The sequence below is a fragment of the Pseudoalteromonas sp. SG45-1 genome (assembly GCF_014164135.1).
GTDB lineage: Bacteria > Pseudomonadota > Gammaproteobacteria > Enterobacterales > Alteromonadaceae > Pseudoalteromonas > Pseudoalteromonas distincta.
On the sequence record NZ_JACJEP010000015.1, the window covers coordinates 34906 to 57595 of the forward strand.

Annotated in this window: 21 protein-coding genes; 15 read left to right on the plus strand and 6 right to left on the minus strand. The window is 39.3% G+C overall.

Annotation, left to right across the window (positions count from 1 at the left end; translation table 11 throughout):
- Positions 1–14: 14 nt before the first annotated feature.
- Complete coding sequence (locus tag H5117_RS13300) at positions 15–995, minus strand: tRNA-dihydrouridine synthase (protein ID WP_182720083.1); 981 nt, start codon at positions 993–995, stop codon at positions 15–17.
- A gap of 226 nt (positions 996–1221) precedes the next feature.
- On the opposite strand from H5117_RS13300, the gene H5117_RS13305 reads away from it, so the two are divergent.
- The 12 genes from H5117_RS13305 to adk all read left to right on the plus strand — a co-directional run bounded on the left by H5117_RS13305 (position 1222) and on the right by adk (position 13471).
- Entirely contained in the window at positions 1222–1668 is a 447-nt protein-coding gene (locus tag H5117_RS13305) for a hypothetical protein (RefSeq protein WP_182738286.1), read from the plus strand.
- Positions 1669–1765: 97 nt separating this feature from the next.
- On the plus strand, positions 1766–2593 hold the full coding sequence (locus tag H5117_RS13310; protein WP_182738351.1) for a DUF692 domain-containing protein: 828 nt from the start codon (positions 1766–1768) through the stop codon (positions 2591–2593).
- Positions 2594–2629: 36 nt separating this feature from the next.
- Positions 2630–3382 (plus strand): DUF2063 domain-containing protein, encoded by a 753-nt coding sequence (locus H5117_RS13315; protein ID WP_182738288.1) that lies wholly within the window; start codon positions 2630–2632, stop codon positions 3380–3382.
- 72 nt (positions 3383–3454) lie between these two features.
- On the plus strand, positions 3455–3577 hold the full coding sequence (locus H5117_RS20700; protein WP_002962301.1) for a hypothetical protein: 123 nt from the start codon (positions 3455–3457) through the stop codon (positions 3575–3577).
- Positions 3578–3748: 171 nt separating this feature from the next.
- Positions 3749–4294, plus strand: a complete 546-nt coding sequence (gene apt, locus H5117_RS13320) for an adenine phosphoribosyltransferase (RefSeq protein ID WP_002962303.1) — start codon at positions 3749–3751, stop codon at positions 4292–4294.
- 3 nt (positions 4295–4297) lie between these two features.
- Positions 4298–6823: a DNA polymerase III subunit gamma/tau gene (dnaX, locus tag H5117_RS13325; protein WP_182695641.1), complete on the plus strand. Its 2526-nt coding sequence runs from the start codon at positions 4298–4300 to the stop codon at positions 6821–6823.
- A 60-nt stretch (positions 6824–6883) separates the two neighbouring features.
- Positions 6884–7210 carry a YbaB/EbfC family nucleoid-associated protein gene (locus tag H5117_RS13330; RefSeq protein WP_002962306.1) on the plus strand — a complete coding sequence of 109 codons (327 nt, stop codon included), beginning with the start codon at positions 6884–6886 and terminating at the stop codon, positions 7208–7210.
- A 7-nt stretch (positions 7211–7217) separates the two neighbouring features.
- Positions 7218–7826: a recombination mediator RecR gene (gene recR / locus H5117_RS13335; protein ID WP_002962308.1), complete on the plus strand. Its 609-nt coding sequence runs from the start codon at positions 7218–7220 to the stop codon at positions 7824–7826.
- Positions 7827–7959: 133 nt separating this feature from the next.
- Positions 7960–9861 (plus strand): MFS transporter, encoded by a 1902-nt coding sequence (locus H5117_RS13340; RefSeq protein WP_182738290.1) that lies wholly within the window; start codon positions 7960–7962, stop codon positions 9859–9861.
- Positions 9862–9865: 4 nt separating this feature from the next.
- A complete protein-coding gene (locus tag H5117_RS13345) occupies positions 9866–10603 on the plus strand; it encodes an RluA family pseudouridine synthase (RefSeq protein WP_182738292.1) in 738 nt (245 codons plus the stop codon).
- A 118-nt stretch (positions 10604–10721) separates the two neighbouring features.
- Positions 10722–12635 (plus strand): molecular chaperone HtpG, encoded by a 1914-nt coding sequence (gene htpG / locus H5117_RS13350; RefSeq protein ID WP_182738294.1) that lies wholly within the window; start codon positions 10722–10724, stop codon positions 12633–12635.
- A 191-nt stretch (positions 12636–12826) separates the two neighbouring features.
- On the plus strand, positions 12827–13471 hold the full coding sequence (adk, locus tag H5117_RS13355; RefSeq protein ID WP_002962321.1) for an adenylate kinase: 645 nt from the start codon (positions 12827–12829) through the stop codon (positions 13469–13471).
- A gap of 88 nt (positions 13472–13559) precedes the next feature.
- On the opposite strand, the gene tpx is transcribed toward adk, so the two are convergent.
- Positions 13560–14141 (minus strand): thiol peroxidase, encoded by a 582-nt coding sequence (gene tpx, locus H5117_RS13360; protein WP_182695637.1) that lies wholly within the window; start codon positions 14139–14141, stop codon positions 13560–13562.
- Positions 14142–14374: 233 nt separating this feature from the next.
- Between tpx and H5117_RS13365 the strand changes: the two genes are divergently transcribed.
- Both H5117_RS13365 and H5117_RS13370 read left to right on the plus strand, forming a co-directional pair.
- Positions 14375–15379, plus strand: a complete 1005-nt coding sequence (locus H5117_RS13365; RefSeq protein ID WP_024590825.1) for a response regulator — start codon at positions 14375–14377, stop codon at positions 15377–15379.
- Positions 15380–15382: 3 nt separating this feature from the next.
- Positions 15383–16354, plus strand: coding sequence for a diguanylate cyclase (locus tag H5117_RS13370; protein WP_182715822.1), 972 nt, complete (start codon positions 15383–15385; stop codon positions 16352–16354).
- A gap of 100 nt (positions 16355–16454) precedes the next feature.
- On the opposite strand, the gene H5117_RS13375 is transcribed toward H5117_RS13370, so the two are convergent.
- The 4 genes from H5117_RS13375 to H5117_RS13390 form a co-directional block, all read right to left on the minus strand.
- On the minus strand, positions 16455–17969 hold the full coding sequence (locus H5117_RS13375; RefSeq protein ID WP_182738296.1) for a SpoVR family protein: 1515 nt from the start codon (positions 17967–17969) through the stop codon (positions 16455–16457).
- Between the two features lie 19 nt (positions 17970–17988).
- Complete coding sequence (locus H5117_RS13380) at positions 17989–19272, minus strand: YeaH/YhbH family protein (RefSeq protein WP_182711563.1); 1284 nt, start codon at positions 19270–19272, stop codon at positions 17989–17991.
- Positions 19273–19303: 31 nt separating this feature from the next.
- Complete coding sequence (locus H5117_RS13385; RefSeq protein WP_182738298.1) at positions 19304–21226, minus strand: PrkA family serine protein kinase; 1923 nt, start codon at positions 21224–21226, stop codon at positions 19304–19306.
- Positions 21227–21436: 210 nt separating this feature from the next.
- Complete coding sequence (locus H5117_RS13390; RefSeq protein WP_002960323.1) at positions 21437–22018, minus strand: superoxide dismutase; 582 nt, start codon at positions 22016–22018, stop codon at positions 21437–21439.
- Between the two features lie 266 nt (positions 22019–22284).
- On the opposite strand from H5117_RS13390, the gene H5117_RS13395 reads away from it, so the two are divergent.
- Positions 22285–22623 carry a Grx4 family monothiol glutaredoxin gene (locus tag H5117_RS13395; RefSeq protein ID WP_004335359.1) on the plus strand — a complete coding sequence of 113 codons (339 nt, stop codon included), beginning with the start codon at positions 22285–22287 and terminating at the stop codon, positions 22621–22623.
- Positions 22624–22690 lie beyond the last annotated feature (67 nt).

The following is a 22690-nucleotide window of genomic DNA, read 5'->3' on the forward strand; positions in this document are numbered from 1 at the left end:
CTAGAGTCTTTAAGTTAGTCGTTATGATTTGAATCAAGTTGAGGTGCTTTGGCATATTTATTTAATACGCTCGCCACATCTTCTTTACTTTTTAAACGTCTGATTTCATCAAACAAATCGATAGCTTGCGGGTACTGGCGTTTTAGATAACCAAGCCATTGTTTAGTACGTGAAGCAAAGTATTTTTCATCCTTCGCGGGGTCTTGATGAATAGCTGAGTGAATTAAGTGATAAATAATATGCTCCCACTCAAGGCTATCATATTGCTCATTATTTACATGAGCTTTAATTTTTTTTGCTAAATCAGGGTGCGAAAGGGCGCCACGACCAAGCATTAAATCAGTGCACCCACTTCGTTTTTGACAAAGCATTGCGTCCTCTACTTGCCAAATTTCACCATTGGCAACAACGGCAATATTCTTACCTTTTATTATTGGTGGAATTTTTTCCCAATAAGCTGGCGGGTTATAACCATCTCGTTTGGTTCTGGCGTGAATAGCTACACTATTTGCACCTGCACTTACCACAGCATCGACAATTTCTTGGCTGTTACTGTCATCATCAAAGCCTAAGCGAATTTTTGCACTTACTTCATGTTTATCATCTACAGCATCTCGGACTGCTTTAATAATCGTATACATATGGTCAGGGTCTTTAAGCAGTACAGCCCCCCCTCGGCTACGATTAACTGTTTTTGCTGGGCAACCAAAATTTAGGTCGACCCCATGGGACCCTAATGCGATTGCTCTTATTGCATTTTCGGCTAACGGATTTGCTTCTTGACCGAGTAATTGAACACGCACAGGAGTACCTGCTCGTGTAAATCCATTATTATGTAGTTCAGGGCAAAATCGATGAAAAACTTTGTCAGGTAAGCATGTTTCAACCACTCTTACAAACTCTGTAACGCACAAATCGAACCCACCAATGTCTGTGAGTAATTGGCGCATTTTAAAATCAACGACACCTTCCATAGGTGCTAAAACAAGTTTCATAAAGAGATTAATTTTGATAAAAAACTGGAGGCATAGTTTACCTGTAAATCACACATTGATAAATCTGTAATTACCGCCCATATTTGATGTATAAATTGCAAAAGTAAATATTATGAAAATAAATGAAAGTTTTTATTTTTGTACGGGTCTACTTAAGCATACAAGCAATTTAAAAATACATTTTTATTGCTGAGATTTACAATCCTTGATTAAAGAGAGTCATAAAATGAATACAGTTAAAAAAAATACAATCGCGTTAACTTTAGGTGCAGTAGTAGTTGGCTCTGCAAGTTTTGTATCTGCAGATGTACAAGCTAACCCATTTGAGTTTCAACAACTAGTAACAGGTTACCAATTAGATGCTGCAGAAGGTAAGTGCGGTGAAGGCAAATGTGGCGGTGACGCAAAAGATAAAAAAGAAGGTAAATGCGGCGAAGGCAAATGTGGTGGCGACGCAAAAGATAAAAAAGAAGGCAAATGCGGCGAAGGCAAATGTGGCGGCGATGCAAAAGGTAAAAAAGAAGGTAAATGCGGTGAAGGTAAGTGTGGCGGCGATGCAAAAGACGCAAAAGCTAAAACAGAAGGCAAATGTGGTGAAGGTAAATGTGGCGGCGACGCTAAAAAAACTAAAAAAGAAGGTAAGTGCGGCGAAGGTAAATGTGGTGGCCGTTAATATCTTATTCTAAATAAGTTATGCTAAAAGGGCCCTAAGGCCCTTTTTTGTTAAGTTAGAGGTAGTTATGATACAAACTCAAAGTAAAGATCTTGGGATGGTGGGCCTTGGCCTACGACGAGAAATGCTTGATGAGCTGCTTGAGCATGTACCTAATCAAGTAGACTTTTTAGAAGTTGCGCCAGAGAACTGGTTAAAACTGGGTGGACGCTTTAAAAAGCAATTTAAAACATTAACCGATGCTAATAATTTTGTGTGTCATGGATTATCACTGTCTATCGGTTCTCCCGAACCTCTTGATGTTGAATTTGTTAAGTCTTTAAAAGTGTTTTTTGAAGAGCACAATATAAAAATTTTTAGTGAGCACTTAAGTTACTGCTCCGGTACAGGGCATATGTATGACTTAATGCCCATTCCATTTACACAAGATGCCATAGCACATGTTGTACCTCGCATTAAACAAGTTCAAGACATACTAGAGCAGCAAATTGCGATAGAAAATGTTTCCTATTATGGTGCTCCTGGACAGCAATTATCAGAGCTTGAATTTACGAATATTATTTTAGAGCAAGCTGACTGCAAGCTTTTACTTGATGTGAATAACATTTATGTTAATTCGATAAATCATTGCTATAACGCGCAAGCATTTTTAACTGGGTTACCTTCTAATCGTATAGCCTATGGGCATATTGCAGGCCATTATAATGAGGCTGATGACTTAATTGTTGATACACATGGCGCTGATGTGATTGATCCTGTTTGGGAGCTACTCGATAAAGCATACGAAGTGCATGGCGTATTTCCAACCTTGCTTGAGCGCGATTTTAATATTCCTACCATGAATGTTTTAACCAAAGAGTTAGATATAATTCATGATCTACAAGCTAAACACTTTGATTCAACTGTTTCAAAACAACGAGCTTAATATAAGCCTTTATCAACATTAAAAGAGTGCCTAGTTATGAGCTTCATTGAAATACAAAACGAATTTATGGCGCATATTCGCGAGCCTCAAAAAAATAAAAAGCCCAGCGGTATCGAAGACAGGCGTATGGCTATTTATCGCGACCTATTTTTTAATAACATTGAAGGTTTTCTATCATCAGGTTTTCCGGTATTAAAAACGTTATATACCCAGAAGCAATGGCAAGCCCTCGTACGCCAGTTTTTTAGCGAATATGATTGTCATTCGCCGTACTTTTTAGACATAGCAGGGGAGTTTATTAATTACTTATCAAGTGATTATAAAATGAAAAAATACGATCCCGTGTTTATGCTTGAGCTTGCCCATTATGAATGGGTAGAGCTAGATGTATCCATTGCACACGAAGATGAGCAAGAGAAAAAATTACAAACAACAGCGCTCACTAGTTCAGCTTTATATTTATCGAAAACGGCAAGAAATTTAAGTTATCAATTTCCGGTTCAAAATATTAGCAATCGCTTTAAACCAAAAGAGCCATCACTTCAGCCTAATTATTTTGTTGTATATAGAGACGAAAATGACGACGTTCAATTTTTAGCTACGAATGCGATGACAGCTTTGCTATTGTCAATCATAGAGGCAAGCGAAGGCGCGACATTTGACAACGTCTGCCAACAGGTATTAGCTCATGCACCACAATTTAATGCAGAGCAAATTGCTCAAGGTGCACTGGTTACTCTTAATGCTATGGTTGAACGTGGAGTGATTGTGACAAAAAATCAAGGCTAAGGTCTTTATTGATGATTTTACATCGTCTATTATGGCAGCCTTATTTGCCGTGCTTAATAAAAGGTTGTACCAATGTCAGATGATAAAGACTTTAAAGATCCGTTCAACGCTACTTACTTTCTTGCTTTTTTAGCTGTATTTGCAGGGATTGGTTGTTTAAATGCAATATTAGGCTGGATCACTAGCTTAACGTAAAATGTATAGCGTTTATTAAGGCTGTTGCTAACTTCAGCCTTGAACCACTTTATTTTAATTACCCCGTCCATATTTAATACTTCTTTTATAATAACGCCAAACTCGCAATTAAAGGTTAGTTAAGGTTATAATCACCTGCTTTGTAATATAAACAATTGAGCAGTTAAAATTATGACTCAAGTAACACCAGCAATTATCAAAAACAGCATAACTACAATTGCTGATTATCCAAAAGCGGGCATTATGTTTCGCGATGTAACCACTTTAATGGCAAATCCAGAAGCCTTTAAAGCAACTATTGACGCGTTTATCGCAGAATATAAAGATCAGGGCTTTACTAAAATCATAGGCACAGAATCACGTGGTTTTATTTTTGGTGCGCCATTGTCTTATGCGTTAGGCATTCCGTTTATTCCAGTACGTAAACCAGGTAAGTTACCACGCGAAGTTATTCGCCAAGATTACTTACTTGAGTACGGTGAAGACACGCTAGAACTGCATGTAGATGCAATTGTACCTGGCGACAAAGTATTACTAGTTGATGACTTATTAGCAACTGGTGGCACAATTGAAGCCACTGCTAAGTTAGTTAATAAACTAGGTGGCGAAGCCACAGATGCAGCATTTGTTGTATCACTACCAGAACTTGGTGGCGAGCAGCGCATCAAAAAAATGGGTATTAAAATCCTAAAATTGGTTGAATTCGAAGGCGAGTAATCGATGAGTTATCAGGTTCTAGCGAGAAAATGGCGTCCTCAAACCTTTCATGAATTGGTTGGGCAGTCTCATGTTAAGCAAGCGCTTGTAAATGCGCTTACGCAAAATAGACTGCATCACGCTTATTTATTCACTGGAACCCGCGGTGTAGGTAAAACCACCATTGCACGTATTTTTGCTAAAAGCTTAAATTGCGATGAAGGTATATCTGCAAATCCGTGTGGACAATGTAGCAGCTGTTTGGATATAGAAGCAGGGCGCTACATTGACCTACTCGAAATAGATGCGGCTTCTCGTACAAAAGTAGAAGACACTCGCGAAATACTTGATAACGTTCAATATGCACCAACTCGTGGACGTTATAAAGTATACCTAATCGATGAAGTTCACATGCTTTCTAAGCACAGCTTTAACGCGCTTTTAAAAACGCTTGAAGAGCCACCAGAGCATGTGAAATTTTTATTGGCGACCACCGATCCTCAAAAATTACCAGTTACTATTTTATCTCGCTGTCTACAATTTAACTTAAATGCCTTGTCGCAAAGTGAAATTAAAACACAGCTTGAACACGTACTTACTCAAGAGCAGCTTAGCTTTGATACCGATGCACTTAGCATTATTTCAAAAGCCGCTGATGGCAGTATGCGTGATGCACTTAGCTTAACCGACCAAGCTATTGCGCAAACAAATGGTGATATTAATAATCAAGCAGTACAAACAATGCTTGGTTTAATGGATACTCATTATAGCCAAAGCTTGCTTGCGGCATTACTTGCACAAGATGGCGCTGCGCTAATGGATGAGATTGCGCAGGTGGCAAGTCGTAATCCTAATTATGTGGCATTGCTTGATGATTTAATTGCACTTACGCATTTGACCCAACTAACCCAGTTAGTGCCAGAAGCGGCAGGGCTAGATGAAAAAAATGTAGATTATATTGCTCATGTTGCACAACATACGAGCCCACAACAAATTCAAATTTATTATCAGTTACTGTTAAATGGTAAAAAAGATTTACAATGGGCACCAGAGCCTCGCTTAGGTTTTGAAATGATTATGCTAAGATTATTAGCATTTAAGCCTACAGACGCGCAACAAACTATACACACAGCAAACGAAGAGCCGGCCCCAAATAAACAAGGCCGTGCAAATGCACTGCGAGATATATTAAATAAAAATAAAACATCGCAAAACACAGTAGCTGGCCAAAGCAGTGCTCCAGTAAATAATATTAAGCCAGTTAGCAATGCAGAGCAGCCTAAAGCCGTTGAGATAGAGCCTTCAGCTAACGCAGCCGCTCAGTCATCAAATAATGAAGTCGTGCAAAGTAATAATGAGCCTGCCCAAGTTGCAGTAGAGCAACCGGTTCAACAAAGTGAAAACGCTTCAAAGCAACAGGCTTTAGCTAAAGAGCAACCACAAACCAATGTTGTTTCAGATGCTCAAGCCCAGCGACAAAGTGAAGATGAAGCTTATATGCTCCATAGTGATGCTGAACAAACGCTGGCCTCGCAATTTGACGATATAATGAGTAGCGCTGTAGATCAGGGTTTTAACCCTGCACCTACTGCAAACTCAGAACCTCAATCAGAGCCCTTAACAAATCACAATGCAAGTACGCCAATAGCTGAACAAGAAGCGCAGGCGCAATCTGCCATTGCTCGTATTTTACGTGATAGAAACATATCCGGTGCGGGTAGGTTATCAAGCAAGAGTACAAGCACCTCTGCAAATAATGTAGCAGCGCAGCCAAACCAAGCACCCGCTAAAAAGCCAGAACACCAGCCAAGAATGCCTAAAGCTCAAAGTGTTCACCAAGATAGTACCGCTGAAAATATAAACGAGCTCAACAGCGTTTCAAGCATTGCACCTAGCGATCCCCCACCTTGGGTAAATGATAGTGCAGGTGCAAGTGAAAAAAAGCATGAGCTCCCACCAAGAGGGAGCGAAAGCCAGGCACATGGTCACGCTAATACAAAACCAGTACGAAAAGTTGATTTTAAAGAAAAGCATCAAACAATTACCGAAAATCTAGCGCCAGAGCTACTTGAGCAAATAAATCCTCAAAAAGTACCTGAAGCAGCGCCCGAGGAAATTAGCATTCCCGTGCCTGATGATTTTCAAAGTCCAATTAGTGAAATTAGATTTGCACATCAACAAGATGAATGGGCTTATTTAATTAAACGTATGGGACTGGGGGGTCGTATGCGCCAATTTGCATTGCATTCAATATTTACCAAGCAAGGCAACAGTTTACATATAGACGTTGATGAATCACAAAAGCATTTAGATACACCGATGCTTCGCCAAAGATTAGATGCCGCATTGTCGAGTATTTATGAGCATAACGTGTCGTTAAGTATTAATTTTGCTAAGGGAGTTATTGACTCTCCTTATCTTATTCAGCAAAAAATTGATGCAGGTCGTCATCAACAAGCAATCGATGTGATCACATCTGATGAAAACATAGTACAATTTCAGCAAGTATTTAGCGCCGAAATTGACGAAAACAGTATTCAGGCATTGTAATTACTTACAATCGCCCTTATGTTCATGTTAATTAATGTATTAAAAGAAAGAGAGAAAGTTATGTTTAAAGGTGGAATGGGCAACATGATGAAGCAAGCGCAGCAAATGCAAGATCGCATGCAAAAAGCCCAAGACGAAATCGCAACATTAGAAGTTGTTGGCGAAGCCGGTGCCGGTTTAGTTAAAGTAACCATGCTTGGTAACCACAATGTACGTCGTGTTCAGCTTGATGAAAGCTTGATGGAAGACGACAAAGACATGATTGAAGACTTACTTGCAGCAGCATGTAACGATGCTGTACGCCGTGTTGCTGAAGAAACACAAGAGCGTATGGGTAAAGTAACTGGCGGTATGCAATTACCACCAGGTATGAAAATGCCGTTTTAAGTCAATAATGCAACTTTCAGATAGTTTAAATCAGCTTATAGAAGCACTGCGCTGTCAACCTGGCATTGGTCCAAAGTCAGCGCAACGTATTGCTTTTCACCTGCTTGAGCGCGACCGAAAGGGAGGCACTCAGCTGGGCAATGCACTCACTAAAGCAATGACCGCCATAGGGCACTGTCAGTCTTGTCGTACTTTTTGCGAACAAGCTCAGTGCGATATTTGTTTAAGTACAAAACGCCAAGACAGCGGTATATTATGTGTTGTTGAATCACCTACTGACGTACTTGCCATCGAGCAAACAGGGCAGTATTTAGGTCTATACTTTGTATTAATGGGTCACTTATCGCCAATTGACGGTATTGGTCCTAAAGAGATTGGCTTAGATGTTTTAGAGCAAAAGCTTGCTCAAGGCGATATTAATGAGGTTATTTTAGCGACTAACCCTACGGTTGAAGGCGATACTACCGCACATTATATTGCTCAGCTTTGTCATAAATACAAAGTAGGCGCTTCACGTATTGCCCATGGTATTCCTGTGGGAGGTGAGCTTGATTTAGTAGATGGTAGAACACTTATGCATGCCTTTAGCGGCAGGCGCCTAGTTACTCAAGACTAGCTCTAAGTCACTATTTGAAAACAAATTACAAAAGCCTACATGATTAAATCATGTAGGCTTTTTCGTTTTTAAGGTAAGCTTAGAAACAATCTAATTTATTTTTGGGCTATGTCTCTAATTAGTAAGGAATACAATGAAAGATAACCAACCCTATCAAGGTGCATTACTAGGTAGTAAGCGTTTTTTACCGCTTTTTATTACGCAGTTTTTCTCAGCGATAAACGATAACGTGTATAAGCAATCAGTGCTTATTCTATTGATATTTCAGGCTGCAACACTTGCAGATGGCGCACTTTATTCAAATATTGCTGCTGGGTTATTTATTCTTCCGTTCTTTTTCTTTTCAGGGATGGCAGGGCAGCTTGCAGAAAAAACAGAAAAATCAAAATTGATTAGAATCGTAAAACTATGTGAGATCCCTATTATGGTTGTAGGGGCAGTTTCTATTTTAACGCAGTATGTGTGGCTAATGTTAGCCACCGTATTTTTAATGGGCGTGCAAAGTACGTTTTTTGGTCCATTAAAATATTCTATTTTACCGCAGCACGTAGCACCTAATGAATTAACAAAAGCGAATGGTTTGGTTGAATCAGGCACGTTTGTGGCGATACTAATTGGTACAATTTTTGGCACTTATTATATTACTCAATCAGTAGGGCCTACGCTTATAAGTATTGCCGTATTAGTCTTGGCCGTGATGGGTTATGTGAGCAGTCGCTTTATACCCACTAGTGAAGCAAACGAGCCTAACTTAAAATTTACCTATAATATATTTTCATCGACAAGAAATGTATTTTCAGTACTTAACTCGCAAACAGAATCGGTTGGTAAATCAGTCCTTGGGATCAGTTGGTTTTGGTTAATTGGCGCCATCGTTTTAACGTCCCTACCAAATTATGTAAAACACACAATGGGCGGCGATGAACTGGTTGTAACTAGTGCGCTTGTTGTGTTTTCACTAAGTATTGCGATTGGTTCGTTACTGTGTGAAAAGCTTTCTCGCTCTCGAATAGAATTAGGAATTGTGCCTTTTGGCGCTATCTTAATTACCTTGTTTTTATACTTACTGAGCCAAGAGCCAGCCATTAGCTCTTATTTACCTCAACACCCTGAGTTAATGACGCTTCAGGAGCTATTAAAAACAGGCGATATGGTGTGGCACTTTGTATGGATGGCAGGCATTGGTATTGGCTCTGGTTTTTACACTGTACCGCTGTATGCGCTTATTCAACAGCGTACTGAAGAGTCGAGTCGCTCACGAGTTATAGCGGCTAACAATGTATTAAATGCACTGTTTATGGTGGGCAGTGCTATTTTGAGCATTGTAACACTGTCTGTTTTTGAGTGGAGTATTTCAGAGTTGCTACTGTTTCTTGCTGGGCTAAACTTACTTATCTCTGTTTATATTTATACCAAAGTACCAGAGTTCTTTTTACGATTTATTATATATATTTTAGCTATTTGTATGTACAGAGTGCGTACAAAAGGTGAAAGTAATATACCTGATGCAGGCGCTGCGGTTGTCGTGTGTAATCATGTCAGCTTTGTTGATTGGATGTTTATTTTAGCCGCATCACCAAGGCCTATCCGGTTTATGGTATTTGCCCCTATTTATTATTCGCCGGCCCTACATTGGTTATTTAAAATGGCTAAGGCTATTCCCATTAACAGTGAAAAAACCAATCCAGAAGCGTTTAAAAAAGCCTTTGACGAAGTAGCTGCTGCGCTTAATAAAGGCGAACTTGTTGGTATTTTCCCTGAAGGAAAACTAACCAGTGACGGCTCAGTGGATATTTTTCGCCGTGGAATCGAGCGCATTATTGAGCGCTCACCTGTGCCCGTTATTCCTGTGCACTTAGGTGGTTTATGGGGCAGCATGTTTAGTCGTAAAGCTAAGTGGCAATTGCCTCGATTAAAATGGTCTTTGGTGTCGGTTGCAGTCGGTGCCCCGATTGCAGCTGATAAAGTAGTAGCAGATGGTTTACGTGAAAAAGTATTGGCTTTAAAAGCGCTTCATTCAAAAGATAGTGACTAATTTAATGATTAACTTAATGGCTAACTCAACATCGCAAACACCTTCAGAACAACCCATTATAGTTGATGATTTTGTAGCCCCTAAGTGCGACGGGTTTATTGAAATATTATATCAAGATGACGATATTTTACTGATCAATAAACCCAGTGGACTATTAAGCTTATCAGGTAAAAATCCGCTTAATTGGGACTCAGTGCATTACCGCTTAGTAAATGGTCAAAAGGGCTTAACAGCTGCATTTGCAGAGGCTAAGTTACCGCATCGGCTAGATTTGGGCACATCGGGCATTATGATTGTTGGGTTAAACGCGATTGCGTCAAAGCACCTTAATAAGCAATTTCAAGCGCGTACTATTCAAAAGCGTTATGTAGCCATGTTAAAGGGATGCTTGGCTGTTGATGAAGGGCAAATTACTGCGCCAATTGCAAAAGATAAACTGCTTTTTCCGCGTGTTAAAATTTGCCAATCGACAGGTAAAACAGCGCTGAGTGAATATAAAGTACTTAAGCGGCTCAGGCAGCCGTGCAGAACCTTAGTGCAATTTACACCTATTACTGGGCGTACCCATCAATTACGAATACACAGCCAGTTTATAGGGCACCCAATTTTAGGCTGTGATTTATATAAAAGTGCGCAAAGTGAATATATGGCAGGGCGGTTACAATTACATGCCAGCGATTTATATTTTGAACATCCAACAACAGGTGAAAAGATTCATATTAATTGTCCGCATTCGTTTTAAACAAATTAATGGTTCTTTGTTTTCGTTTCACCTTTTTTAAATTTTTCCCTTGAAGTTCTAACACCTCACCCCATATTAAGTGCATAACGCAGACACTTTGCAAATTGGAGATATATAAATGACTGCAGCACAAAAAGAAACATTAGGCTTTCAAACAGAAGTAAAACAATTATTAAACTTAATGATTCATTCTCTTTATTCTAATAAAGAAATATTTTTACGTGAGCTTGTGTCAAATGCATCAGACGCAGCAGACAAGTTACGCTTTTTAGCATTATCTCAAGGTGACCTTTATCAAGGTGATGCCGATTTACGTGTTCGTATTAGTGCAGATAAAGAAGCAAATACAATTACCATTTCAGATAATGGTATTGGTATGACGCGCGATGAAATCATTAGCTCATTAGGTACTATTGCAAAGTCGGGTACTGCTGAGTTTTTCAAAAACTTAACGGGTGATCAAAGTAAAGATTCACAGTTAATTGGTCAATTTGGTGTAGGTTTTTACTCTGCATTTATTGTTGCTGATTTAGTAACTGTTCGTACACGCAAAGCTGGTGAAACAACCGCTTATGAGTGGGAATCTCAAGGTGAAGGCGAATACACACTTCAAGAAATTGAAAAAGAAGGCCGTGGTACCGACATTATTTTACATCTTCGCGATGAAGAAAAAGAATTTGCTGATGACTGGCGCCTACGTAGTATCGTTACTAAATACTCTGATCACATCTCAACGCCAGTACAAATGTTTAAAGCAGAAGTGCCAGAATCTGAAGGCGAAGACGGCGAAAAAATTCCAGCAGTACCAGGTGAGTGGGAAAGCATTAACCGTGCAACTGCATTGTGGACACGCGATAAGTCAGAGCTTTCTGATGAAGAATACAAAGAGTTTTACAAGCATGTTAGCCATGATTGGGAAGAGCCACTTAGCTGGGCACATAATAAGGTTGAAGGTAAAACTGAATACACTAGCCTTTTATATATTCCTAAAAAAGCACCTTTCGACTTATGGAACCGTGAACGTCAAAGTGGCTTAAAACTTTACGTACAACGTGTGTTTGTAATGGATGATGCTGAGCAGTTCATGCCAAGCTACCTTCGCTTTGTAAAAGGCTTACTAGATTCAAACGATTTACCACTGAACGTATCTCGTGAAATTCTACAAGACAACAAAGTAACGCAAGCTATTCGTAAAGGGTGTACATCGCGTATTATTAAAATGCTTGAGCGTATGGCTAAAAACAAAGCTGACGATTACCAAGTATTTTGGAATGAGTTTGGTCAAGTAATGAAAGAAGGCCCAGCTGAAGATGCTGCCAATAAAGAAGCTATTTGTAAGCTACTTCGTTTTTCTTCGACACACACTGATTCACAAACACAAGATGTGTCGCTTGAGCAATATGTTGAACGCATGAACGAAGGCCAAGACAAAATTTACTACGTAGTAGCTGATACATTCACCGCTGCGAAAAACTCACCGCATTTAGAGATTTTCCGCAAAAAAGGCATTGAAGTATTAGTACTAAGTGACCGTGTTGACGAGTGGATGATGAGTCACCTAACTGAATTTGCTGATAAGCAACTACAGTCGATCACACGTGGTGACTTAGATTTAGGTAAGCTTGACGACGAAGAAACTAAAAAAGCGCAAGAAGAGTCTGAAAAAGAAATGGCTGGGCTTGTTGAACGTATTAAAACAGCACTAGGTGATGACGTTAAAGAAGTGCGCTTTACGCACCGCTTAACAGATTCTCCAGCATGTGTTGTAAGCGACGACAACGACATGAGCTCACAAATGCAAAAGCTAATGGAGTCTGTTGGTCAAGCAGCCCCTGAAGCAAAACCTGTGTTTGAGCTAAACCCAGAGCATCAACTTGTTAAGCACTTAAATGACGAACAAGATGAAGATAAGTTTGCGCAGTGGTCACACGTTTTACTAGATCAAGCGCTACTTGCAGAACGCGGTACACTTAAAGATCCAACAGGATTTGTTACTCGCTTAAATAAATTGATGCTTGAACTAAGTAAATAAGCAAATAGCTATTTACTCAGTTAATAAAGTATAAATTATGTACTTTAAATAAAAGGGAACGTGTGTTCCCTTTTTTAATGCCCTGTAAACACCCCCACGGCTCATCAATTAGTATAAGTTGCTTGAGTATCGGCGGCGCTTGTGGAAGAATTCAGGCTTTAAAATAAATATCCATACTAGGGGACAATAATATGCGCATTATTCTTTTGGGCGCGCCGGGTGCAGGTAAAGGTACTCAAGCTCAGTTTTTAATGGACAAATACGGTATTCCACAAATTTCTACTGGCGATATGTTACGTGCGGCAATTAAAGAAGGCACGCCACTGGGTCTAGAAGCAAAAAAAGTAATGGATGCTGGTCAACTAATTTCTGACGATATTATTATTGGTTTAGTTAAAGAGCGTATTACTAAAGCGGATTGTGAGAAAGGTTTTTTACTTGATGGCTTCCCGCGTACAATCCCGCAAGCGGATGCAATGAAAGAAAATGGCGTAGTGGTTGATCACGTTATTGAATTTGACGTGGCTGATGAAGTCATTGTTGAGCGTATGGGCGGACGTCGCGTTCATCCTGGTTCTGGTCGTGTTTACCACGTTGTTTATAATCCACCAAAAGTGGAAGGTAAAGACAACGAAACTGGCGAAGATTTAATTGTTCGCGCTGATGATACTGAAGAAACAGTACGTAAACGTTTAGGTATTTACCACGAGCAAACTATGCCATTGGTTGATTACTATCAAGCAGAAGCGGCTGCTGGTAATACTCAATACCATAAACTAGATGGTACACAAGCTGTTGAAACTGTTAGCCAACAACTTGGTGAACTTTTAGGTTAATTATAAAAGCACATTAAAAAACCGCCAATTGGCGGTTTTTTGTTTTAAGGCTATTTAGCATTGCTTAATTAGTGCTACTTAATGGACTTTACAATGTTTTAAGTTTCTCAATTACGCTGTTGTATTCTGGTTCAGTTGAAAGGCTACTAACTAACTGTTTATAAATGACGTTATGGCTTTCATCTAAAATAAAGACTGTTCGCGTTAGTAAGCCCATATCTTTAATAATCAATCCGTATTTCTGACCAAAATCACGCCAAACAGAATCTGATAACGTAGTGATTTTATCGATATTTTCAGCTTTGCAAAAACGCTTTTGAGCAAATGGTAAATCAGCACTAATTGTTAGCATAACTACACTTGGGAATTGTGAGGCTACTTTTTCATTAAAGTGCTTAGTTTGCAGGCTACAAATGCCGGTATCTAGGCTGGGTACTACACTTATTAATACAGCTTGGCCTTTATAATCCTCAAGTGTCACTGGAATAAAGTTGTCATCAACAACTTTAAAGTTTGGCGCACTATCTCCAATTGAGATACCTTGACCTAATAAAGTGACTGGTTTGCCTTGCGCGGATACTTTTCCTGCATCAAGCGTGTTTTCTGGATAGTCGGCTGCAATAGCCACAGAACAAAATGAACTCAAAGCAAAGGCAAGTGAACGTAACATAAGGTATTTCCTTTTAAATTAACGCAATGGGCGTCAGTGTATTATACTGGGCTATAGTTACCAAGTGATTAAACCTGCTTAATAGAGTGGGTATTAGCTCTGAAATATAAAAATTGTAACTATGCTAAACTTTGATTAACATGAAGTTACAAAAGATATCTTCAATAATAAAAATAAAAACCATCATAAAATGATTTTAATGCTCATTACTGGTTTAGAAACAGAGAGATAATATGTCAACATCGGTATTAATATGTGATGACTCGAAATTAGCTAGACGTCAGCTAGCTCGCTCATTACCTGAAGATTGGGACATTAAAGTTGAATTTGCACTTGACGGCGTTGATTGTATAAAGCAAATAAAGTTAATTGAACCAGAGATACTTTTTCTCGATTTAAACATGCCAGAAATGGACGGTTATGAAGTTTTAATCGCTATGAAAGAACAGGGGCTTAATATTCTCACTGTTGTTGTCTCTGGTGATATACAACCAAGTGCACACCAAAGAGTGCTTGAGCTTGGTGCTATCGATTTTATTCAAAAACCATGTTCTCCCGAAAAACTAGCCAGCATAATTGAACACCATGGGATTAAAGATAAAGCCATGCGTGAGCGTCTCTCTCATTCGCTAGGAGAGCAAGTCGACCCTGATGTTCGGGATATATACCAAGAGCTAACTAACGTTGCTATGGGGCAGGCTGGGGATTTACTTGCACGTCTTCTTAATGTATTTGTAGAGTTACCAATTCCTAATGTGAATATTTTGGAAGTTAATGAACTCGATATGGCGCTGCAGTCTATAGATAATAACGCAGCTACATCGGGTGTGTGCCAGGGCTTTATTGGCGGTGGTATTTCGGGCGAGGCGCTATTACTTTTAAATGATTCAAGCTTTAAAGAAATAGCTTCTTTGATGAACTATGACGGCGAGTTAAACGATAAAGTTGAACTTGAGCTGCTTATGGATATTAGTAATATTTTGATAGGCGCTATTTTAACGGGTCTTTCAAAACAGCTCGATATGTCATTTAGCCAAGGGCACCCGATTGTACTTGGCCAACACAGAGATGTATCTGAGTTGGTTAAATCAAACAAGTCACGTTGGCAACGCACCCTTGCAATAGAGATTAGTTACGGTATTGAAAACCATGATATAAACTGCGACCTCATGCTGTTATTTACTGAAGATTCACTTAAAACTTTGAAATACAAAGTTGCTTACCTATTAGAAGATTAAGTTATGGCCGCTGATTTAGAAATGAATGAGATCCATTGGTTAATGGATATGTTTAATACCGTTGATGTAGGCCTTGTGGTACTCGATAGGGATTATAAGGTGTGTGTATGGAATGGTTTTATGGAAAACCATTCAGGGCTTCTACCAAGCGCAGTAAAAGATAAAGATCTATTTGATTTATTTCCTGCAATAGACGAAAAATGGTTTAGAAGTAAATCTGAGTCGGTTTTTGTTTTAAAAAACCGCTCTTTTACGATTTGGGAGCAGCAGCCATACATTTTTAGGTTTAAAAATTATCGACCTATTACTGGTAAAGCTGATTACATGTATCAAAATGCGACATTCATCCCTCTTACCAATACGATGGGCGAAGTTAGCCACATTTGTATTATTTTGTATGATGTAACAGATGTGGCGGTAAATAAAAAAGAGCTTGAAGAGTTAAATAAAAAATTAGAACAAGTAAGTCAAACAGATAGCTTAACGCAGCTTGCAAACCGTGGACACTGGGAAGGTACGCTACGCCAAGAGTTTTTAAGAGTTAAGCGAAGTGGTGGCTGTAGTACATTATTAATGTTTGATATTGATCACTTTAAAAAAATAAATGATGAATATGGTCATAGCTGTGGTGATGAATCGCTTCGTCACTTATCTAACTTACTACGTACGACGCTGCGCGAGACTGATGTTGCAGGGCGCTATGGCGGTGAAGAGTTTGCAGTGACATTGCTTGATACAGATAAAGAAGGCGCTTTTGTATTTGCTGAGCGTTTAAGGGTATTGATTGAAAGTAACCCTGTTAAGTATAAACACTTTGAAATAACAATGACGGTAAGTATAGGGCTGGCTGGTAGCAGTAATGATTTTAAAAATCATGAGCGCTGGATAGAGGCTGCAGATAAAGCACTGTACCAGTCTAAAAATACAGGGCGAAATAAAGTAATAGCCTACGAAGATATAAAAAATGACGCTTAAGCGTCATTTTTTATATCCAGAATTTAGGGTTAAATAATACCGTGTTTTTTTACAATCTGCTGAGCAAATCCAATCAGTATGGAAATTGTATTGCCCTTCATTATTGTGTTGTGTGTCGAGAGTCATCTATTGGGCATTGACCAATCATTGAAACTTCACCAGAATTTGACTCTTGTTCTAGTTTTACTTTAAAGCCCCATAATCTGTAAAGATGCTTAAGCACTTCCTCGTGCGAGTTTGCTAAAGGAATATTGTTATGGGGTACATAGCGTAGGGTTAATGAACGGTCACCTCTAATATCAACATCATACACTTGAATGTTAGGCTCATGATTACTTAAATTGTACTGCGCTGAGAGTGCTTCTCTCACTGCCTTATAGCCGTTGTCGTTATGTATTGCGCCAATCTGTAAATGGGGATTGTTAGTATGGTCAATAATAGTAAATAATTTAAAATCACGAATTAACTTAGGCGATAAAAACTGGCTAATAAAACTCTCATCCTTAAAGTTTTCCATTGCAAAATGCAGTGTATCTAGCCAGTTACTACCTGCATATTCAGGAAACCAGCGTTTATCTTCTTCAGTTGGGTGTTCACATATTCTGCGAATATCAACCATCATATTAAAGCCTAAAGCATATGGGTTAATGCCTGAATAATACTTACTGTTATAAGGTGGCTGATAAACTACGTTGGTGTGGCTTTGTAAAAACTCTAACATGAAAGAGTCGCTGAGCTTTCCCTCATCATATAAGTGATTAAGGATGGTGTAATGCCAAAAAGTTGCCCAGCCTTCGTTCATTACTTGAGTTTGTTTTTGTGGGTAAAAGTATTGCGAAATTTTACGAACAATACGTATCACTTCACGTTGCCAAGAGTCCAGTAATGGGGCATTTTTTTCAATAAAATACAAAATATTTTCTTGAGGTTCAGAAGGGAAATGGCGGACTTTCTTTTTGGTTTCTTGCTGTTGCTCAGGAATAGTTCGCCATAATTCGTTTACTTGCGATTGAAGGTAGTCTTCGCGCTCTTGTTGGCGTTTTTGCTCTTCAAATAGCGATATTTGTTGTGGACGTTTGTAGCGATCGACCCCGTAATTCATTAATGCATGACATGAGTCGAGTAGGGCTTCTACTTGTGTAATACCATGCTTTTCTTCACAGCGGCTTATGTAGTTTTTAGCAAATACCAAGTAATCAATAATTGAACCTGCATCGGTCCAGGTTTTAAATAAGTAATTACCTTTAAAAAATGAGTTATGTCCGTAACACGCATGTGCCATTACAAGCGCTTGCATAGGTAGGGTGTTTTCTTCCATTAAGTACGCAATACAAGGGTCTGAATTTATCACTATTTCGTAAGCGAGACCCATTTGTCCGCGCTTATAATTTTGCTCTGTTTGGATAAATTTCTTACCGTAAGACCAATGACTGTAGCCAATAGGCATACCAACGCTTGAATAAGCATCCATCATTTGCTCTGCGGTTATCACTTCAATTTGATTAGGGTAGGTGTCTAACCTGTAGTGAGCTGCAACACGGGCAATTTCACCTTGGTACTCATCTAATAAATCAAAGGTCCAATCTGGGCCATCACTCAATCGTTTATCATTCATAATACTACCTCGCTTTTGGCTATGCAGAGTTTTGCTGTTGACGACCTTTTTTAAATAGCTCCCTAAAAATTGGGTAAATATCTTCAACGCTTTGGATATGCTGTATAGCGAAATTATTATGGCTGTGTGTTATAGATTCATATTCGCGCCATAGGCTTTGATGAGCACGAGTGGTTATTTCAATATAAGCAAAATAGCGTACTGCGCTTAAGAGCTTATTACGTAATATTTCACCACACTGCGGGGTGTCGTCCGCCCAGTTATCGCCATCAGAGGCTTGTGCGGCGTATACATTCCACTCATTTGCGTGATAACGCTCTTTTATTATTTCGTTCATTAATTTAAGAGCGCTCGAAACAATAGTGCCGCCAGTTTCTTGGGAGTAAAAAAACTCTTGTTCGTCTACTTCTTTAGCTTGTGTGTGGTGGCGAATATAAACAACTTCTATGTCTTTATAACTGCGCGTTAAAAATTGATAGAGCAAAATATAAAAACGCTTTGCCATGTCTTTTGTTGGCTGATCCATTGAGCCTGACACATCCATAATACAAAACATCACGGCTTTGCTGGTGGGGTGAGGGCGCTTTTCGTAATTACGAAAACGTAAATCGTAGTTATCAATAAACGGAACCGACTTAATTTGCACTTTTAATGCTGCAATTTCTTTTTGTAATAAAGCAATTGCCGCTTTATCGTTATGTGGACCAGCAAGCAGCAGAACAAGTTGTTCTTCGAGCTCTTTTAAACGGCGTTTTTTACCTGCACTCATGGCAACACGCCGTGCAAGCGAGCCTTGAAGAGAGCGTACAATGTCAATATTACTTGGCATGCCGTCGCTACAAAAACCTGCGCGATGGGTTTTCATTTGCACTAACTTATCAAGCTGGTTCTCTTGTAAGTTAGGAAGTTCTAGATCTTCAAACAGTAAATCAAGGTATTCATCTTTTGATATTGAAAATACAAACTCATCTTGTCCCTCGCCCGAATCGCTGGCGTCACCTTCACCGGCACCACCGCCTTGTCCGCCTTTAGGACGCTCAATTTTATCACCTGTGGAAAACTGATCGTTACCAGGGTGAATTTGTTCTCTATTCCCGCCTTGCCCTTGATGAAATGTAGGTTCGCTGATATCGCGTTGTGGAATAGAAATACTCTCACCAGAGCTTGAATCGGTAACGCTGCGTTTGTTAATCGCATCTGAAACCGCTTCTTTAATTTGTTTTTTATAGCGCCTAATAAAGCGCTGGCGATTAAGCGTACTTTTATTTTTTCCGTTTAAACGCCTATCTATAAAATGCGCCATATTGACCTCCTAAATACTACGACTATGAAGGTTATTGCGATTTTCTAACCCGTAAATACCACTCAGAAAGCAAGCGAACTTGTTTTTGTGTATAGCCTTTTTCGACCATACGGTTCACAAAGTCTTCGTGCTTTTGCTGATCCTCTGCAGACGTTTTAGTATTAAACGAAATAACAGGGAGTAAATCTTCGGTATTAGAGAACATTTTTTTCTCAATCACCGTGCGTAGTTTTTCGTAGCTTGTCCATAGTGGGTTTTTACCGTTGTTGTGTGCGCGGGCACGCAGTACAAAGTTCACTATTTCATTACGAAAATCTTTAGGGTTGGAAATTCCTGCTGGCTTTTCTATTTTTTCAAGTTCGGCATTAAGTGCCTCGCGGTCAAATAGTTGTCCCGTATCAGGGTCTCGATATTCTTGGTCTTGTATCCAAAAATCAGCATAAATAACATAACGGTCAAAAATATTTTGTCCGTATTCTGAGTACGATTCTAGATAAGCGGTTTGCAGTTCTTTACCTATAAACTCGACATATTGTGGAATTAAATAGCCTTTTAAAAAGCTTAAATAACGCTCTTCTATTTCACTTGAAAATTGCTCGCGCTCTATCTGTTGCTCAAGCACATAGAACAAATGCACCGGATTTGCAGCAACCTCAGTGGTATCAAAGTTAAACACTCGGGACAAAATTTTAAACGCAAAGCGGGTAGAGAGCCCCGTCATACCTTCATCAACACCTGCGTAATCACGATACTCTTGATACGATTTTGCTTTAGGGTCGGTATCTTTTAGAGTTTCGCCATCGTATACCCGCATTTTAGAATAGATACTTGAATTTTCTGGCTCTTTTAAACGTGATAGCGTCGTAAATTGCGCCAATGTTTTAAGTGTACCCGGTGCACATGGCGCGTTGTATAGCTCGCTGTGCTCAAGTAATTTGTCGTAAATTTTAATTTCTTCAGTCACACGTAAGCAATAAGGGACTTTCACAATATAAACACGGTCTAAAAATGCTTCGTTGTTTTTATTGTTTTTAAAGGTTTGCCACTCAGACTCATTCGAGTGAGCGAGGATCATGCCATTAAAGGGCAGGGCACTAATGCCTTCTGTGCCGTTATAGTTACCTTCTTGGGTTGCGGTAAGTAAAGGGTGCAGCACTTTAATAGGCGCTTTAAACATTTCTACAAATTCCATCAGCCCTTGGTTAGCTAAACACAAAGAGCCAGAGTAGGCGTATGCATCAGGATCGTTTTGGGCAAAGTGCTCAAGCTGGCGAATATCGACCTTACCAACCAGTGCTGAAATATCTTGGTTGTTTTCATCTCCTGGTTCGGTTTTGGCAATGCCTATTTGGTTTAAAATAGAAGGGTAGCGTTTAACCACTCTAAACTGGCTTATATCACCATTGAACTCTTTTAAGCGTTTGCCAGCCCAAGGCGACATAATGGTTTTTAAGTAGCGCGGTTTAATACCGTATTCTTTGCTGAGTACGTCTGCATCTTCGATAGGATCAAACAAGCAGAGGGGGTGATCGTTTACAGGAGACCCTTTAATTGAATAAATAGGCACTTGTTGCATTAAATACTTTAGTTTTTCAGCAATGGATGATTTACCCCCACCAACAGGTCCAAGTAAATAAAGCACTTGTTTGCATTCTTCTAGCCCCTGAGCCGCATGTTTTAAATAAGAGACTATTTGCTCAATGGCGTCTTCCATACCATAAAAATCAGCAAAGGCAGGGTAGCGCGCAACTACTCTATTTGAAAATAATCGACTTAGTCGTGCATCCGTTGCGGTATCTACCATGTGTGGTTCGCCAATTGCCATGAGTAGGCGTTCTGGTGCGCTGGCGTAGGCAGACTTATCGGTTTTACAAATCTCAAGAAATTCAGCGATACTGTATTCTTCTTCCTGTGCCGCTTCGTATCGTGCTTGGTAATGCTCAAAAATCGTCATAATAACCTCCGAAACCCGCTGTAAAAAGGTGCTTACCTTTTAAAGTCTAGTCACGAATGTGTATTTTTGTGCAATAAAATTAAAAATTTAAGTGAAAAAAGATCATGTTACTAAAAGTGTTTTATTAGATGATGAGGCGCTTAGGTGTGATAAACAACAAACAAAAAAAGACGCCTAAGCGTCTTTTTTACATTAGCGTTTAAAGGCTAATTAAGCGAAGTTAGCGTTCGCGAATTCCCAGTTAACAAGCGACCAAAAACCTTTAAGGTAATCTGGACGAACGTTACGGTAATCGATGTAGTAAGCGTGTTCCCATAAATCCACTGTAAGGATTGGAGTAACGCCATCATCAGTTAATGGTGTAGCAGCGTTAGATGTATTAACGATGTCTAGTGAACCATCAGCAAGCTTAACTAACCACGTCCAGCTTGAACCAAAGTTATTTACTGCTTTGTCATTTAATGCATCTTTAAACGCATCAAAAGAACCCCATTTAGCGTTGATTGCATCAGCAACTGCGCCAGTAGGCTCGCCTCCGCCGTTTGGAGATAAGCTGTTCCAGTAAAAAGTATGGTTCCAGATTTGTGCTGCGTTGTTAAATACGCCGCCTTCTGATGAACATACGATCTCTTCTAGAGATTTGTTTTCAAACTCAGTACCAGGGATTAAACCATTAAGCTTAACCACGTATGTGTTGTGGTGTTTGCCATGGTGGAACTCTAGCGTTTCTTTTGAAATATGTGGCTCAAGTGCGTCGATTGCATATGGTAGTGACGGTAGTTCAAATGCCATTTTTTTATCTCCATCTTCTTTGGTTGATAGTCCATTTGGTAATACGTAATGCCTGTTGAAACAGAGCAGTTACCTATACCAAGCGGTAATATAGTGTTACTATAATTGTTGAGTATTTTACTCAAGTTTAAGCAAACAGCAATGCTATTGCGAAAGACTATTTCAATTGCGGCTTTATTTGCCCATTTTAAGTTATATATTTGTGGTCACGATGAGTTATTTTCAAGACCTAAATATATTTAGCTATCGTTACTTTGAGGTTGTAGATGGAAACCATTGATAAAATTAAACAGCAAATTTCAGAAAATCCAATAATCCTTTTCATGAAAGGGTCACCAAAATTACCAAATTGTGGTTTTTCTTCACAAGCATCGCAAGCGTTAATGTCATGTGGTGAACCATTTGCATACGTTGATATTTTACTTAATCCAGACATTCGTGCTGAGCTTCCAGCATACGCAAATTGGCCAACATTCCCACAACTTTGGGTAGATGGCGAATTAGTTGGTGGTTGTGACATTATTATCGAAATGTTTCAACGCGGTGAATTACAGCCGTTAATTACAGAAACTGCTGCTAAATATAAAGAAGCTGACGCAGAGTAATTTATTACTCAACCTGAACCCAGGTTATTAAGCTCTTTAAACACAAAGCCACTTTTTAAGTGGCTTT

Coding starts and splice junctions, on each gene's coding strand:
- H5117_RS13300 (WP_182720083.1), bottom strand. CDS start 995: ATGAAACTTGTTTTAGCACCTATGGAAGGTGTCGTTGATTTTAAAATG.
- H5117_RS13305 (WP_182738286.1), top strand. CDS start 1,222: ATGAATACAGTTAAAAAAAATACAATCGCGTTAACTTTAGGTGCAGTA.
- H5117_RS13310 (WP_182738351.1), top strand. CDS start 1,766: ATGGTGGGCCTTGGCCTACGACGAGAAATGCTTGATGAGCTGCTTGAG.
- H5117_RS13315 (WP_182738288.1), top strand. CDS start 2,630: ATGAGCTTCATTGAAATACAAAACGAATTTATGGCGCATATTCGCGAG.
- H5117_RS20700 (WP_002962301.1), top strand. CDS start 3,455: ATGTCAGATGATAAAGACTTTAAAGATCCGTTCAACGCTACTTACTTT.
- apt (WP_002962303.1), top strand. CDS start 3,749: ATGACTCAAGTAACACCAGCAATTATCAAAAACAGCATAACTACAATT.
- dnaX (WP_182695641.1), top strand. CDS start 4,298: ATGAGTTATCAGGTTCTAGCGAGAAAATGGCGTCCTCAAACCTTTCAT.
- H5117_RS13330 (WP_002962306.1), top strand. CDS start 6,884: ATGTTTAAAGGTGGAATGGGCAACATGATGAAGCAAGCGCAGCAAATG.
- recR (WP_002962308.1), top strand. CDS start 7,218: ATGCAACTTTCAGATAGTTTAAATCAGCTTATAGAAGCACTGCGCTGT.
- H5117_RS13340 (WP_182738290.1), top strand. CDS start 7,960: ATGAAAGATAACCAACCCTATCAAGGTGCATTACTAGGTAGTAAGCGT.
- H5117_RS13345 (WP_182738292.1), top strand. CDS start 9,866: ATGATTAACTTAATGGCTAACTCAACATCGCAAACACCTTCAGAACAA.
- htpG (WP_182738294.1), top strand. CDS start 10,722: ATGACTGCAGCACAAAAAGAAACATTAGGCTTTCAAACAGAAGTAAAA.
- adk (WP_002962321.1), top strand. CDS start 12,827: ATGCGCATTATTCTTTTGGGCGCGCCGGGTGCAGGTAAAGGTACTCAA.
- tpx (WP_182695637.1), bottom strand. CDS start 14,141: ATGTTACGTTCACTTGCCTTTGCTTTGAGTTCATTTTGTTCTGTGGCT.
- H5117_RS13365 (WP_024590825.1), top strand. CDS start 14,375: ATGTCAACATCGGTATTAATATGTGATGACTCGAAATTAGCTAGACGT.
- H5117_RS13370 (WP_182715822.1), top strand. CDS start 15,383: ATGGCCGCTGATTTAGAAATGAATGAGATCCATTGGTTAATGGATATG.
- H5117_RS13375 (WP_182738296.1), bottom strand. CDS start 17,969: ATGAATGATAAACGATTGAGTGATGGCCCAGATTGGACCTTTGATTTA.
- H5117_RS13380 (WP_182711563.1), bottom strand. CDS start 19,272: ATGGCGCATTTTATAGATAGGCGTTTAAACGGAAAAAATAAAAGTACG.
- H5117_RS13385 (WP_182738298.1), bottom strand. CDS start 21,226: ATGACGATTTTTGAGCATTACCAAGCACGATACGAAGCGGCACAGGAA.
- H5117_RS13390 (WP_002960323.1), bottom strand. CDS start 22,018: ATGGCATTTGAACTACCGTCACTACCATATGCAATCGACGCACTTGAG.
- H5117_RS13395 (WP_004335359.1), top strand. CDS start 22,285: ATGGAAACCATTGATAAAATTAAACAGCAAATTTCAGAAAATCCAATA.